The sequence below is a fragment of the Bradyrhizobium sp. LeoA1Lang genome (assembly GCF_055413685.1).
In genome coordinates, this window is the sequence record NZ_JBVAPG010000015.1 from 36,380 (window position 1) to 50,661 (window position 14,282).

19 protein-coding genes are annotated in these 14,282 nt (G+C 63.0%); 14 read left to right on the forward strand and 5 right to left on the reverse strand.

Features of this window, described 5'->3' with window-relative positions; translation table 11 throughout:
* Window positions 1-5 precede the first annotated feature (5 nt).
* Window positions 6-671, forward strand: a complete 666-nt coding sequence (locus tag ACZYOF_RS08065; protein ID WP_463715408.1) for a DUF429 domain-containing protein — start codon at window positions 6-8, stop codon at window positions 669-671.
* Window positions 672-696: 25 nt separating this feature from the next.
* On the opposite strand, the gene ACZYOF_RS08070 is transcribed toward ACZYOF_RS08065, so the two are convergent.
* Genes ACZYOF_RS08070 through ACZYOF_RS08080 form a run of 3 tightly spaced genes read right to left on the reverse strand, consistent with a single transcriptional unit; the run spans window position 697 to window position 2,069 of the window.
* On the reverse strand, window positions 697-867 hold the full coding sequence (locus ACZYOF_RS08070) for a hypothetical protein (RefSeq protein ID WP_165421325.1): 171 nt from the start codon (window positions 865-867) through the stop codon (window positions 697-699).
* A 12-nt stretch (window positions 868-879) separates the two neighbouring features.
* The gene (locus ACZYOF_RS08075; protein WP_282529904.1) at window positions 880-1,272 is read right to left on the reverse strand and encodes a hypothetical protein; all 393 of its coding nucleotides are present in this window, start codon (window positions 1,270-1,272) and stop codon (window positions 880-882) included.
* 5 nt (window positions 1,273-1,277) lie between these two features.
* Window positions 1,278-2,069, reverse strand: coding sequence for a sterol desaturase family protein (locus ACZYOF_RS08080; protein WP_463715409.1), 792 nt, complete (start codon window positions 2,067-2,069; stop codon window positions 1,278-1,280).
* 164 nt (window positions 2,070-2,233) lie between these two features.
* On the opposite strand from ACZYOF_RS08080, the gene ACZYOF_RS08085 reads away from it, so the two are divergent.
* Both ACZYOF_RS08085 and ACZYOF_RS08090 read left to right on the forward strand, forming a co-directional pair.
* Window positions 2,234-2,557: a DUF6166 domain-containing protein gene (locus ACZYOF_RS08085; RefSeq protein ID WP_463715436.1), complete on the forward strand. Its 324-nt coding sequence runs from the start codon at window positions 2,234-2,236 to the stop codon at window positions 2,555-2,557.
* A gap of 26 nt (window positions 2,558-2,583) precedes the next feature.
* On the forward strand, window positions 2,584-3,693 hold the full coding sequence (locus tag ACZYOF_RS08090) for a Zn-dependent alcohol dehydrogenase (RefSeq protein WP_463715410.1): 1,110 nt from the start codon (window positions 2,584-2,586) through the stop codon (window positions 3,691-3,693).
* A 60-nt stretch (window positions 3,694-3,753) separates the two neighbouring features.
* On the opposite strand, the gene ACZYOF_RS08095 is transcribed toward ACZYOF_RS08090, so the two are convergent.
* The gene (locus ACZYOF_RS08095) at window positions 3,754-4,428 is read right to left on the reverse strand and encodes a GntR family transcriptional regulator (RefSeq protein WP_463715411.1); all 675 of its coding nucleotides are present in this window, start codon (window positions 4,426-4,428) and stop codon (window positions 3,754-3,756) included.
* Between the two features lie 572 nt (window positions 4,429-5,000).
* Between ACZYOF_RS08095 and ACZYOF_RS08100 the strand changes: the two genes are divergently transcribed.
* The 4 genes from ACZYOF_RS08100 (at window position 5,001) to ACZYOF_RS08115 (ending at window position 7,743) form a co-directional block, all read left to right on the forward strand.
* Entirely contained in the window at window positions 5,001-6,323 is a 1,323-nt protein-coding gene (locus ACZYOF_RS08100; RefSeq protein WP_130581330.1) for a dicarboxylate/amino acid:cation symporter, read from the forward strand.
* 199 nt (window positions 6,324-6,522) lie between these two features.
* Window positions 6,523-6,846, forward strand: a complete 324-nt coding sequence (locus tag ACZYOF_RS08105) for an ArsR/SmtB family transcription factor (RefSeq protein ID WP_282529909.1) — start codon at window positions 6,523-6,525, stop codon at window positions 6,844-6,846.
* Window positions 6,843-7,274, forward strand: coding sequence for an SRPBCC family protein (locus tag ACZYOF_RS08110; RefSeq protein ID WP_282529910.1), 432 nt, complete (start codon window positions 6,843-6,845; stop codon window positions 7,272-7,274). The genes ACZYOF_RS08105 and ACZYOF_RS08110 overlap by 4 nt, the downstream gene beginning before the upstream one ends.
* Before the next feature lie 58 nt (window positions 7,275-7,332).
* On the forward strand, window positions 7,333-7,743 hold the full coding sequence (locus ACZYOF_RS08115) for a DUF1801 domain-containing protein (protein ID WP_282529940.1): 411 nt from the start codon (window positions 7,333-7,335) through the stop codon (window positions 7,741-7,743).
* A gap of 18 nt (window positions 7,744-7,761) precedes the next feature.
* Here the strand turns inward: ACZYOF_RS08115 and ACZYOF_RS08120 are convergent, their stop codons facing one another.
* Window positions 7,762-9,303 (reverse strand): winged helix-turn-helix domain-containing protein, encoded by a 1,542-nt coding sequence (locus ACZYOF_RS08120; protein ID WP_463715412.1) that lies wholly within the window; start codon window positions 9,301-9,303, stop codon window positions 7,762-7,764.
* 158 nt (window positions 9,304-9,461) lie between these two features.
* Here ACZYOF_RS08120 and ACZYOF_RS08125 point away from each other — a divergent pair, with 158 nt between their 5' ends.
* The 7 genes from ACZYOF_RS08125 (at window position 9,462) to ACZYOF_RS08155 (ending at window position 14,256) form a co-directional block, all read left to right on the forward strand.
* Window positions 9,462-10,508: an alpha/beta fold hydrolase gene (locus ACZYOF_RS08125; RefSeq protein ID WP_130581327.1), complete on the forward strand. Its 1,047-nt coding sequence runs from the start codon at window positions 9,462-9,464 to the stop codon at window positions 10,506-10,508.
* Window positions 10,509-10,534: 26 nt separating this feature from the next.
* Entirely contained in the window at window positions 10,535-11,038 is a 504-nt protein-coding gene (locus ACZYOF_RS08130; protein WP_463715413.1) for a cytochrome P460 family protein, read from the forward strand.
* A gap of 95 nt (window positions 11,039-11,133) precedes the next feature.
* Window positions 11,134-11,499, forward strand: a complete 366-nt coding sequence (locus tag ACZYOF_RS08135; protein WP_463715414.1) for an ArsC family reductase — start codon at window positions 11,134-11,136, stop codon at window positions 11,497-11,499.
* 78 nt (window positions 11,500-11,577) lie between these two features.
* Window positions 11,578-12,267: an RNA polymerase sigma factor gene (locus tag ACZYOF_RS08140; RefSeq protein WP_463715415.1), complete on the forward strand. Its 690-nt coding sequence runs from the start codon at window positions 11,578-11,580 to the stop codon at window positions 12,265-12,267.
* Between the two features lie 95 nt (window positions 12,268-12,362).
* A complete protein-coding gene (locus ACZYOF_RS08145) occupies window positions 12,363-12,881 on the forward strand; it encodes a DUF4142 domain-containing protein (RefSeq protein ID WP_463715416.1) in 519 nt (172 codons plus the stop codon).
* A gap of 22 nt (window positions 12,882-12,903) precedes the next feature.
* Entirely contained in the window at window positions 12,904-13,236 is a 333-nt protein-coding gene (locus ACZYOF_RS08150; protein WP_463715417.1) for a cupredoxin domain-containing protein, read from the forward strand.
* 102 nt (window positions 13,237-13,338) lie between these two features.
* On the forward strand, window positions 13,339-14,256 hold the full coding sequence (locus tag ACZYOF_RS08155; protein ID WP_463715418.1) for a DUF427 domain-containing protein: 918 nt from the start codon (window positions 13,339-13,341) through the stop codon (window positions 14,254-14,256).
* The last annotated feature ends 26 nt before the right edge of the window (window positions 14,257-14,282 follow it).

Genomic DNA, 14,282 nt, shown 5'->3' on the forward strand with positions numbered 1-14,282 from the left:
CGGATGTGTCCTGCTATCTCGGTCTCGACGGCTTTCGCGGCGGCTGGGTAGTGGCCTGGATCGACGATCAGGGTAACCACGGCTTCGACTATTCGCCGCACCTGGATCGGCTTCTCGCGGCTGCGCACAAGCGCGCCATGATCGATATGCCGATCGGCCTGACGATGAAGGGGCACCGGACGTGCGATCTGCGTGCCCGCGAATGGGTCGGCGCTTCCGTGTTTCTCGGCGCGCGGCGCAATCTTTGGGAGTTCGCGGACCAGGCTTCGGCGAATCGTTACTATTGGCATCACGAGGGGCCGGGCATGGGCGTGTCCTGCCAGCTCTGGAATATCAGGGACAAGATCAGGGAGGTCGACGATTTCATCACGCCGGAGCGTCAGGCAACCATCGGCGAGGCGCATCCGGAACTGATCTTCCGAAATCTCGGCAAGCAGATCCGCCTGGAAGGCAAGAAGTCGGAGCGAGGCCGCGAGCAGCGCTTGAGACTGTTGGCCGAGCGCGGCTTTGTCAAACTTTCACGCTGGCTGGCGCAACGTTACGGCACCGGGATCGGACGCGACGATTTGATCGATGCCTGCGCCTGCGCGGTGGCCGCGCGGGACAGCAATGCGCGTCTCGGCGGCGAGGAGGTCGACGTTCGCGGCTTGCGGATGGAGATCAATTACTGAGAGACCAACGGGAGGCGTCACCCTCTCACTTCCGCGTAACCTCCGGGAATATCCACATCGCGATCACCATGAACGGAGCGAGCACCATGATCGCGATCTTCGGACCGTGCTGCCCGATCGAGTCCTGGTAGAAATAGGCCGCACAAGCGACGAGCAGCACGATGATCGATAGAGCTGTCTTGATCGGGAAGGGCATCGGCACACTCCTCTATGAGGCGGTAAATCCCTGCAGCGGGGAGAGCATCAGCGCGAGCGCTGCGAGCTGGACAAGGCCAAGGACGGCGAGCCCGCTGCGGCTGTCGCGCCACGCGCCCGGAATGACCTGAAACACCGCGGGAATGAACAGGAAGATCAGGCCGCCGAACACCACGACGGAGGTCCAGCGCAGCGTCTGGTGCGCAAACGAGGCCACACCCGCGAGCAGAATCATGAGTAACGCGAGATTGGCGAGCACGAGCACCCCGCCGGACGCGCCCGCGATCGATTGCGGCCTTGCGCTTCGCGGAAACATGCCGACCAGCGTGAAGAAGCTCAGGCAGCAGGCTGCGAAGGCTGCTGCGAACAGCGCCAGCGCGAGGCCGTTCGGCTCGATGCCGGCCATGGCTGTCACTCCGCCGGCACGGAGCTTACAGCCGGATCGATCCGCGGGGTGCGCGCGGTCTTGCGCATGTTGCGCTTGACGAAGCGTGTATCGTAGCCGTTGAAGAGATGACCGAGCAGGCCGCGGTCGAGATCCGACGTACCGAGCAGCCAGTCCATGATCGGGAAGGTGAGGTTCATGTTCCGCTCCATCATGATCGATTGATCGTGATGGGCGGTGTGGTGACGGCGGATCGTATTCACCATCGGCACGTTGCGGACGAACCAGTTCTCCTCGACATGGCAGCAGAAATGCATGAACTCGTAGATCAGGTACATCGACGTCGTCGTCGCGATCAGGAGCCATCCGACATTGGCCGAGATGATAGTGCCGGCCACGATCGCAAGCGGGATCGACATCAGGGTGAAGGTGGCGAGCGCGTAAGGCGGGAAGAAAGTCACGCGCCAGTCGTGATGATCGGCGAAGCGCATCTCATGATCGGTGAAGAACTGGTGATGCATCAAGGTGTGACGGTTATAGATCGCGCGGAACGCCTTGATCTGCGAGGGGCGGTGCATCACGTAGCGGTGGATCCACCACTCGAAGAAATTCGCACCCAGAAAAGTCACGGGGACGATCAGCAATTCCCATGCGCGCAGGTCGCGAACATTGGCGAGATAGATGTAGAGCGCGGTGAAGCCGATCACGTAGATGATGAAGACGTGCAGCCAGCCATTGTACCAGCCGGCGACCCGCTCCCGATAGGTTTCGCGGTAACGGCGCTGCCGATCCGACATGGCGGTTGATGTGAGTTCCATGGCCGACCTCCCGACGTCGAACTTGGATGACATTCGAATTCGCGTGTGATATATCACTAATCTATCAACGCGGCAAGATGGCGGCTAACGCCTGGAGCATGATCCGGAAAAGTGGAAACCGGTTTTTCATGCTCAAATTTCTAAGGTGTCGGGAGGAACCACGCATGAAAAGGTTTTGCGGAGACCGCACCATCGACGGAGTCGTGGTCACGGTGGATGGCCGGCCGCTCGATCAGAGGCCGGACTTGCACCGCTACACCGCGAACGGTTTTGAATGGAGCTATGAGGGGGAGGAGCCGCGACAACTGTCGCTGGCGATCCTAGCCGAGCACCTGAACGATGCCGCCGCGGCAAAGGCGCTGGTCGAGCTGTTCATGAAGGCGGTGGTTGCCAATTTCGGCAATGAGTGGGAAATGAGTTCCGCCGACATCGACGCGGCGCTGGCGGCGCTGCGGAAAGACAGTGGTGCTGTTCGGGCCGCATCCTGAAACAGGGCAGGGCGGGAGATCTCGAAGTGGGGCTCAAATACAAGGCGGCGGTACTGCACGCGCCGAAATCGCCGCTCGTCATCGAGACGGTCGAGGCGGGCGAACTCGCGGCCGACGACGTGCTCGTCCGCATCAAGGCGGTGGGGCTTTGCCATACCGACCTCGAGGTGATCGAAGGCAGCCTGCGCAATCCGATGCCGATCCTGCTCGGTCATGAAGCGTCCGGCATCGTCGAGCAGGTCGGGCCGAACGCCCGTAGCGTCGCGGTCGGCGACCACGTCGTCCTCTCCTGGAATCCGCATTGCGGGCATTGCTTCTATTGCGATCGCGACCTGCCGATCCTCTGCGAATCCTATCTGGGACAGGCGCCGCTCGCGGTGCAATTCGACGGTCGCAGCCGCGCCCGATTGAGCGACGGGCGCGAGCTCAAGCATCTGATGTATCTCGGCACGCTCGCCGAATACTGCATCGTGCCGGCGCAGCAGGCGATCGTGGTGCCGAAGGAGCTTGCCTTCGATCAAGCCTGCCTGATCGGTTGCGGCGTCATGACCGGCGTGGGTGCCGCGCTCAACGTCGCGTCCATCCACTACGGCGACAGCGTGATGGTGATCGGATGCGGCGCGGTGGGTCTTGCGGCGATGCAGGGCGCGCGCATGGCCGGCGCTGGCGTTGTCATCGCCGTCGATCTCGATGACAACAAGCTCGATCTGGCCAAGCAGCTTGGGGCGACGCACGCGATCAACGCCGCCAAGGAGGATGTGATCGATCTTTCGCGTCAATTGACCGATGGCCGCGGCGTCGACGTCGTTCTGGAGTCGGCGGGCAGCGCGCGTGCGTTTCGGATGACGAGCGAGGCGGTGCGGCCGGGCGGCGAGGTCATCTGGCTCGGCAAGGTCGATGTCGCGCAGGACGTCGCGTTTCGATGGGGTTCGCTGATGCAGGAAAAGCGCATCCGACGCTCCAGCTATGGCGGCGCGCGGCCGCTGCGCGACTTTCCGATGCTGGCGCGGGCCGCGCTCGACGGCCGGCTCAAGCTGGATCAGTTGATCACCGCGCGTATCTCGCTCGAACAAGTCAACGAGGGGTTCGAGGCATTGAGGCGCGGTACGGCCATCCGCAGCGTCGTGGTGCTCTAGATTCTTTGACGCGTTTTCTTCACGCGAACCGGTACCCACTTCGCTCGAAAACGCTCTGGATCACGTCTCGATGGTCTTGCGGGTGAAGCTTTCGATGTAGTCGAGCAGGCGATCGGACGCTTTCGCCGCGGCTTCCGGATCGCGCGCGGCGATCCGCTCGGCGACGTCGGCGTGCAGGCGCGCCGACAGCGGCAGGTCGCCGACTTCCCGGTAGTGCTGGTACCAGAAGCGTCGGGACAGGCCGTGCATCAGGCCCATCGCGCGGGAGGCGAACTCGTTTCTCGCGGCCTGGCTGACCAGTTCGTTGAAGGCGCGATCGAGCCGCATGAAGGTCATGTCGTCGGATTCATCGGAGGCGCGGCGCATCTCCCGGGCGATGGTCGTAAATTGAGCGATTTCCTCCGGCGTCGCGCGCTCGGCCGCGCCGCGCGCCATCAGCCGCTCGAGCTCGCGGCGCACTTCGAGCAGGCGCATCTGTGTCCTGAGGTTGATCTGCGACACCAGGATGCCCCGTCGCGGCAGGATGACGACGAGGCCGTCGCGGGCCAGACGCTGCAGCGCCTCGCGGATCGGGGTGCGGCCGATGCCCAGTTTCGCCGCCAGCGACTGTTCCGACAGGATGGTTTCAGGCGGCAAGGCGAGGGTGACGATCAGTTCCTCCAGTTGCCGATAGGCGCGGTCCGTCAACGTCTCCTGATCGCGCTCGTCGCGTTCGAGGTCGACGCTGCGCGGCACGTCGCGCGAGCCCGGCTGGCTTTTCCTGGACCTGGCAGTCTTGCTGGTGCGGGCTCGTGGGGTTCGCCTGTCCGCGGCCATCTGCCGTGATTCTCCCTTTGCTCGTCACGACGATATTTCACGCGTGACGAGGAGGGTCAATCGGGCGTCGGTGCGGCCTGCGTAGCCGCAATGCTCTCGATCAATGCGAGATGCTTTCGAGCGTTCGACCTTTGGTTTCCTCACCCATTGTGAGCACGACAAGGGCGCGCGGATGTCTGTGCGGTCGATGTCGCGGCCTCAGGGAGGAGCGGCGCACTCAGATCTTTCCCCTCGGCCTGAGGAGGCCGCTCCGCGGCCGTCTCGAAGGCCGGGGCCACAGGCGGGGCCACATTCCTTCGAGACGCTTGCTATGCAAGCTCCTCAGGATGAGGGTCGGGTTTTCTCGAAAGATTATGCTCGGACGACGTGCTACGGTTGCAGCGTTAGGGTCGACTATTCCGCAAAGCACCATGAACGGGAACGTGCATTGTTCGCGGCGCTACCTCATTCCATGATGGCGCCATCCTGATCCCTCCATCCGCGGAGCCTCCATGACAGCAGAAGCGATCCGCCCCGCCGCCCATCACCACCCCTGGTACAAGGTCCTCTACATCCAGGTCCTGATCGCGATCGCGCTTGGCATCCTGCTCGGCCATTTCTATCCCGGTCTCGGCAAGGAGATGAAGCCGCTCGGCGACGGCTTCATCGCGCTGATCAAGATGATGATCGCGCCGGTGATCTTCTGCACTGTCGTACATGGCATCTCCTCGATGGGCGACCTCAAGCGCGTCGGCCGCGTCGGCCTGAAGGCGTTGATCTATTTCGAGGTCGTGTCGACGGTGGCGCTGGCGGTCGGCCTGATCGTCGGCAGGACGCTGCAGCCGGGGCGGGGCTTCAACATCGATCCGACGTCAATCGATCCCAGTTCGGTCGCGACCTACGTGACCAAGGCGAAAGAGGAGGGGATCATCGCCCATTTGATGGCGATCATCCCCGACAGCTTCTTCGGCGCACTGGCGCGCGGCGACCTTCTGCAGGTGCTCTTGATCTCGATTCTATCAGGCTTTGCCATCGCCTTCATGGGCAAGGCGGGCGAGCCGATTGCATATGCGATCGACCAGGCGGCCAAAGTGTTCTTTGGCGTGATCCGCATCATCGTGCGTGTCGCGCCGCTCGGCGCCTTCGGTGCGATGGCGTTCACCGTCGGCGCTTACGGGCTGGGTTCGCTGTGGAATCTCGTGGCGCTGATCGGCACCTTCTATTTGACCAGCGCGCTGTTCGTCCTGATCGTGCTTGGCTCTATCGCGCGGCTCTCGGGATTCTCGATCATCCGCTTCATCGGCTACATCAAGGACGAATTGTTGATCGTGCTCGGCACCTCGTCGTCGGAGACGGTGCTGCCGCAGATGATCCAGAAGATGGAGCATCTCGGCGCCTCGCGCTCGGTGGTCGGCCTCGTCATCCCGACCGGCTACAGCTTCAATCTCGACGGCACCAACATCTACATGACGCTGGCCACGCTGTTCCTGGCACAGGCGACCAACACGCCTCTGACGATCTGGCAGGAGCTTGGCATTCTGGGCATCGCCATGATCACCTCGAAGGGGGCGTCCGGCGTTACTGGGGCCGGCTTCATCACGCTGGCCGCAACGTTGTCCATCGTGCCTGACATCCCGATCCAGTCGCTCGCCATCCTCGTCGGCATCGACAAGTTCATGAGCGAATGCCGCGCGCTGACCAACCTGATCGGCAACGGCGTCGCCTGCGTCGTCATCAGTCTTTCAGAGGGCGAGCTCGACAAGGCAAAGCTGCACGAGACCATGGCAAACCCGCTCGAACTCGGCGAGGCGCTCGAGCCGGGCGGGGGCTCCTAGGCGACGCCGCGGCCACGTCTGGTCGATAACGACAATTCATGATGCATAACCAACGGGATATTTCAGGCAGCGGTGCGAGGCGCCCTCCATATGGCTTGCGGCTAAGCTGACAGCAATTATGCCGCTCCACGTGCCCCTTGACTGACATATATCTGTCCGGTTATACGTCAATCAATAGCCAGCGGGTTATCGATCTCAAATGCCGAACGCACACGATGACCTCTTCAGGGCGCTCGCCGATCCGACCCGGCGGGCCATCTTCGAGCGATTGTGTCGCGAAGGAGAGCAGACGGTCGGGGCTCTGACGGCTCTGGCCGGGGTCTCGCAGCCGGCCGTCTCGAAGCACCTTGGTGTTCTGAAACAGGCGGGACTCGTGCGCGACCGCCACGAAGGTCGCCAGACGCACTACAGCGCGCAGCTCGGCGCCTTGGCCCCGCTGATCGACTGGACCAGCCAAATGGCCGGCTTCTGGCAAAGCCGGTTCGACCACCTCGAAGATCTGCTCAAAAGGATGGACCAATGACCACCATTGCGACCGAAACGCGCTCCGTCATTGTCGAACGTGAGATACCCTATCCGCCGGAAAAGATCTGGCGTGCGCTCACGCAACCACACCTGATCGAGGAATGGCTCATGAAGAGCGACTTCAAGCCCGTCGTAGGTCACCGTTTCAACCTTCGCGGCGAATGGGGCGGCGTGCTGGACTGCGAGGTCCTCGCGATCGAGCCGAACAAGGCGCTGTCCTACACCTGGAATTTTGCGCACGACGATGCCGCCTTCAACCTGAAGAGCGTAGTGACCTTTACGCTCACGCCAACGAGCACGGGAACCCATTTGCGCATGGAGCAGTCGGGCTTCCGGCCGGATCAGAAGCAGGCCTACGGCGGCGCCCACGCCGGGTGGCAGCAGTTCTTTGCGAATCTCGAACAGGTGCTGGGGCGGACAGATTGAGCATCTGCGGGTGAATGCAATGGCGAGCAAAACTTCCGTAAAGAAAGCGACAACCATCATGGTCAAGAGCAAGAGTGGCTCGAAGGAAGTAGGCGCGCCCTCTCAACTGATCGATGCGAGAATCGAGGAACTCGGTGATTGGCGGGGCGAGACGCTCGCTCGAGTCCGCGATCTCATCAAGCAGGCCGACCCCGAAGTGGTCGAGGAGTGGAAGTGGAGGGGCGTTCCGGTGTGGGAGCACGCCGGAATTATCTGCACCGGTGAGACGTACAAGAACGTCGTGAAGATGACTTTCGCTAAGGGCGCCTCCTTGGAGGACCCTTCAGGCCTCTTCAACTCCAGCCTCGAAGGCAACACCAGGCGTGCGATCGATTTCCATGAGGGCGGCAAGATCGATGAAGCGGCGTTGAAGGCGCTCATTCGCGAGGCCGTGGCACTGAACCTCTCTAAGAAACCAAAGAGCGCTTGAGGAGTCAGCGAAGACGACTCATTCCGGCACGCCGGCGGCCCGCAGCGCTTCGGCATAGGTCCGCGCCATGGGCTCGACCGGGAAGGGGATTCGCGACAGGAAGCCTGCGATCGAAAATTCCGGCTCGACCTTCAGCAATTCTCGCGCAACCTGTACTGCGCGGTCGCGCTCGCCGGTTTTCACCAGCGCCACGGTGAGGACGCGCAGCGCCACCGCGAAGCGGCGGTTCTGCGCCAGCGCCTTCTCCGCCCAAACGATCGCTTCGGGGAAATTCTCGTCCAGGATGGCGCAGATCGCGAGCGCGCCGGAGGCGAACCAGCCGCGCGGGTCGCGGGGATTGAGCCGCTGCGCTCGCTCGATCATGGCGCGGCCGGCGCCCTGATTGCCGCGCATCGCCTCGATCCAGCCGCCAAGCGTCAACGCCATCGCGGAATTCGGATTGATCGCGAGCGAGCGGCTGAACAATTCGCGCGCCGGCTCGATTTCGTCGGCCATGTTCCAGATCGCGAATGCCGCCATCCACAACACCTGCGCATCGTTCGGCGCGAGCTCGACCGCGCGCCAGGCCTGCGCGACGGCCTTGCCGCGATAGTCCTCGTCCGGCCCGATCCACCCTTGGAAATGGCGCAGCGCATGGCAATAGGCGGATGCTGCCATGGCCGGCGCGTAGGCGTGATCGATCGCCAGCGCCTGGTCGAGGCAGTCGATCGCCGCCGCAATGCTCTCAGTGGTGAACTCGTAACGCAGACCGTAGGCGCGCAGCAGCAGGTCGTAGGCGTCGAGCTGGCTCGGCGGAGAAGACCGGCGGCGCTCGGCTTCGGCAAGGTGCAGCGTCGGCTCGATTGCGGCCACCACGCTTTCGGTGATGCGGTCCTGCAGGTCGAACACCTCGCTCGCATCGCCGTCGAAGCGGTCGGCCCAGAGATGGACGGCCGAGCTTGCGTCGATGAGCTGGCCAGTGATCCGCAACCGATCGCCGCCGCGGCGAACGCTGCCTTCCAGCACATAGCCGACGCCGAGCTCGCGGCCGACCTGGCGGATATCGACCGCCTTGCCCTTGTAGGTGAAGGAGGAGTTTCGCGCGATCACGGACAGTCCGCTGCAGCGCGACAGCGCCGTGATGATGTCCTCGGCAACCCCGTCGGCAAAATACTCCTGCTCGGGATCGCCGCTCATATTGGTGAACGGCAGCACCGCGATTGATGGGCCTTCGAAGGCGGCAACGGGCGGCCCTGCGCTCTCATCGGCCGCTTGCTCGCGGACCTCGCCGACGAAACGAATGCCCTTGCGCGGGAGCGTGCGGATCAGCCGCTGCTCGTCGCCATTGTCGCCGATGGCCGCGCGTGCGGCATTCAGCCGACTGCTCAGCGTCGCTTCCGACACGATGCGCCCGCGCCAGACGGCGGCCAACAGGTCGTCGCGGCTGACAACATGGTCGCGCGAGCGGATCAGGAATTCCAGGAGATCGAACACCTGCGGCTCGACGGCAACGAGGCTGTCGCCGCGGCGCAGCTCGCGGCGGTCGGGATCCAGAACGAAGTTATTGAAATGATAGAGCAAATTTCTATGGCCTGCCGGCTGTGACGGGAGTCGCAGCGAACCTAGCACAAGGCGCCTGTCGCAAAAATCAAAGCCATCTGAAGGATAAATCCAGATAGTCTCCAAGCGCTGATAGGCGGGAGGGGGCAAAAGGTCGCCAGTTCGAAATGGAGATCGCCATGTCCCAGAATATCAACCAGAGCCGTCGCCGCTTCTTCGGCGTAGCCGCCGGAACCTTCGCCGCCGCCCAGTTCGGCCTGATCGGGCACAGCCATGCGCAGGGCGCCAAGAAGGCCACGCTGCCCGCGGCACGGTCGGGCACGAATACCTCGTTCGGACCGTTGAAGCAGATCGACGCCGGCCTTCTCAATGTCAGCTATGCCGCGGCGGGACCCGCTGATGGTCCGGTGGTGATCCTGCTGCACGGCTGGCCCTACGACATCTACAGCTATGTCGACGTCGCTCCGCTGTTGGCATCCGCCGGCTATCGCGTGATCATCCCTTACCTGCGCGGCTACGGCCCCACGCGTTTCCTTTCCGATGCGACGTTCCGGAACGGCCAGCCGGCCGCGCTCGCCGTCGACATCGTCGCGCTGATGGATGCGCTCAAGATCGAGAAGGCGACGCTTGCCGGCTACGACTGGGGCGCGCGCACGGCCAACATCATCGCCGCGCTCTGGCCGGAGCGCTGCAAGTCGATGGTCTCCGTCAGCGGTTACCTGATCGGCAGCCAGGAGGCCGGCAAGATGCCGCTGCCGCCGAAGGCCGAACTGCAATGGTGGTACCAGTTCTATTTCGCCACCGAGCGCGGGCAGCAAGGCTATGACAAGTACCGGCACGACTTCGCCAGGCTGATCTGGCAACTCGCTTCGCCGAAGTGGCATTTCGACGACGCCACCTTCGAGCGCAGTGCGAGCGCCTTCGACAACTCCGATCACGTCCGCATCGTCATCCATAACTACCGCTGGCGGCTCGACCTCGCCGAGGGCGAAGCGAAATACGATGATCTAGAGAAGAAGCTCGCGACATTCCCTGTCATCACGGTGCCGACCATCACCATGGAAGGCGACGCCAACGGCGCGCCGCATCCGGAACCGAGCGCCTACGCCAAGAAATTCTCCGGCAAGTACGAGCACCGCCTCATCACCGGCGGCATCGGCCACAATCTGCCGCAGGAGGCCCCGCAGGCCTTTGCGCAGGCCGTCATCGATGTCGATAACGCCTGATCGAAAAGCAGCACGGGTCTCGAGATATGCGACAGAATCTGAAATGGGCCTTGGCTGCCCTCATGGTGACCTGCGCCGCGACGGCAGCGCCCTTCGCCGCGAGCCTTGCCGATGATGGGGCGTCGCCGATCTTCGGCGTCAGGATTCCCGATGGCTATCGCGACTGGAAGCTGATCGCTGTCGGGCAGGAGGTCGGCCTCGATGAACTCCGGGGCGTCCTCGGCAATGCCGCGGCGGTCAAGGCCAGTCAGGACGGCGCGCTGCCGTTTCCGGACGGCACCACTTTCGTCAAGCTCGCCTGGAAGCATGTCCCGGTCGAAGGCCTCGACGGCGCCTTCATCACGGGCTCGCCCACCACCGTCCAGATCATGGTCAAGGATTCCGCCAGATACGCCTCCACCGGCGGCTGGGGTTTTGGCCGGTTCATCGACGGCAAGCCCGTGGACGAGGCCCAGCACCGGACCTGCTTCGCATGCCATGAAGCCCACGCGAAAGATCACGATTTCGTCTTCACGCGCTACGGACGCTGAGAACTCCGGGGAATTCACAGGAGGCGTGGTGCCCAATCTGGCGCAACAGCCGTTGCGAAGCTACTTTCGCGTGGCAACGCACGCGAGGAACGGCTTTGAGCATCACCATCTACGGCATCAAGAACTGCGACACCATGAAGAAGGCGCGCGCCTGGCTCGACGGCCATGGCGTCGCCTATGATTTCCACGACTACAAGACGGCCGGCATCGCCAAGGACAAGCTGAAGCAATGGAGCGACGAGGTCGGCTGGGAAACGCTGCTCAACCGGGCCGGCACCACGTTCAAGAAATTGCCTGATGCCGACAAGGAAGGCCTGAACGAGCGCAAGGCCCTGGCACTGATGGCGGCGCAGCCGTCGATGATCAAGCGGCCGGTGCTCGATCTCGGCGGCAAACTGCTGGTCGGCTTCAAGGACGAGGTCTACGCCAAGGAGGTGAAATCGCGCGGCCGCAAAGGGTAGGGCGGGGACGATTTCCGGGAACCTCTGCGCCTCGGCCGCATCTAATCCGGTATCCGCTGGAATAGAGGCGAGAACGCCATGCAATCGGCCACCACACCCAAGTCTGCGCTGGCTGCGGCCGGCGACATCGAACTCGTCAAGCGCGCATTGATCCGCGACGAGGCCGCCGTTCGCGCCATCCTTAAAGCCAACAACCGCAGGCTCTATCGGCTGGCGCGCGGCATCCTGCGCAACGACAGCGAGGCCGAGGATGTCGTCCAGGAAACCTATGTCCGGGCCTTCACGCATCTTGCCGATTTTCGCGGCGAGTCCAGCCTTTCAACCTGGTTGTCGCGGATCGCGATGAACGAGGCGCTGGGACGGCTGCGTCGCGAGCGACGCGGTGTCGAGATTTCGTCACTGCCGCAAGGCGCGCTGGACGCCCAGATCATTCAGTTCCCTCTGATGTCCACTGCAGCCGATCCCGAAAAATCCATGGCCCAGCGCGAAATCCACAGAGTTGTCGAGGCCGCCATCGACGAACTGCCGGAGGCATTTCGCCTCGTCTTCATCACGCGCGTGGTCGAGGGCATGAATGTCGAGGAGACCGCGGAACTTCTCGACCTCAAGCCCGAGACGGTGAAGACGCGGCTGCACCGCGCCCGCGCCATGCTGCGCGACAATGTCGAGAAGAAGATCGGTCCCGTGATCATGGAGGTGTTCCCGTTTGCCGGCCGCCGCTGCGACCGCCTGACCGAAGCCGTGCTGAAACGGCTCGGCTATATCTGAAGAATTTTGGGAACCTCGAGGGCCCATCGCCATCCAACTCCTGTGCAAACGAAATGCGCCGTCGGGAACCCCGCGGCGCCACAGGAGGACCAGATATGTTCGCTCAATTGGGAGCGGTGATCGCCGCGGTGGTGTTGCTGAGCAGCCCAGCGCTTGCCGAAAGCAAGCTCACCGATCCACAGATCGCCCACATCGCATACACCGCCGGCAGTATCGATATCGCGGCGGCCAAGCAGGCGCTGACGAAGGCCAGCAACAAGGACGTCAAGGCGTTCGCGGAAGACATGGTGCGCGACCATGAGGCCGTAAACAAGCAGGCGCTTGACCTCGTCAAGAAACTCAATGTCACGCCCGAGGATAACGACACCAGCAAGGCACTCTCGAAGCAGGCGGCCGACAAGCTCGCCGAGCTCGGCGAGCTCCACGGCGCCGCCTTCGACAAGGCCTACATCGCCAACGAGGTCGCCTATCACAAGACCGTCGACAGCGCGCTGGAAACGAAGTTGATCCCGTCGGCCAGCAACGCCGAACTGAAGGGCTTGCTGCAGACCGGCCTGAAGATCTTTCAAGGCCACGAGCAGCATGCCGAGCATGTCGCCGCAGAGCTGAAGTAACCTTGAAGGAGAGGGGCTCCCCATGCAGCCCGGACGCCTTCCTCTGATTGCCGGCGTGCTTTCCCTTGCGGCGATGGCGGTCCCGGCACATGCGGCGACGATCACGATCGTGATGGAAAATCTGGTGGTCTCGCCGGCCGAGGCGACGGCCAAGGCCGGCGATACCATCGAGTGGGTGAACAAGGACGTGGTCGCGCACACCGCGACCGCCAAGAACGGCAATTTCGACGTGATGATACCGCCTAAGAAGACCGTGACTTACGTCCTGAAGAAAGCGGGCACCGTCGACTACTACTGCCGCTTCCATCCCAACATGAAGGCGATGCTCAAGATCGACAGCGAGGCGTCGCCTTGATCGGCAGGAGGCTCATGGAACCTTGCTGCTGGTCTCCGTTCCAGGGTAGATATACTTCCGGACGTCTGCCGGCCTCGATCATCAACCTAGAGGGAGAGAGCAGTGGGACTGTCCTGGCAACAAGGCCCGCTCTCAACGGGAGCATTTGGCCGGTTCCTCGTGCCCGAACCGCTGCCCAAGCGATTGTTATACGTAGAGCGTTTGCGCCGGCGCATGCGCGTGCGTTTCGGGGAAATCTGGATCGCCGATAGCGAGCATGTCCTCCTGCTCTTCGAACCAGGGCGTTATCCGGTAGCCTACTTCCCGGAGACCGATGTCTCTCCACACGTCCTGGAACGCACCGAGCATACTACGCAGCACCCCGATCTCGGACTCACGTCCTGGTACAGCGTCCGGGCGGACGAGCAACACATCGCGCCGCGCGGGGCGTGGCAGCACACCGGTCTGCCCGCCCATGCCAGCGCATTGCAGGCACGCGTCGCGTTCGCCTGGCGTGCCATGGATGCTTTCTACGAAGAAGACGAGCGAATCCTGGGCCATGCCGCTGACCCCTACCACCGCATCGACATTCGCCAGGCGTCTCGTAGCCTCGTGGTCCGCCATGGTGATCGGATCATCGCCGACACCAAGCGGCCGTTGGTCCTCTACGAGTCCGGCTTCGCGCCGCGCTGGTACGTTCCACGCGCTGACATCGATGAGTCGGCCCTCACTCCCGTGAAACTCCAGACCTTCTGCCCGTACAAAGGACTGTGCAGCTACTACAGTATCGGTGACGCACGCCAGGCGGCCTGGTCCTATCCTGATGCCTATCCCGAGGTGCGCCGCATCTCCAACCTGGTGTCGTTCGAACCTGATATCGTCACGGTCCTTCTCGATGGCACTCAGCTCCATCTTGAGCCTGGTCAGACGGTGGTCCCGCATGGTCCCGATCGCAACCTCGACGTCGCCGAGGTGGACCGCCCTGCAAACGGGCATGAGCGGTCATCCGATGGCGGTCCCCCAGCGGCTGCGAGTGGCTAGGAAAACTTCCGGTCCCCATCAAAGCG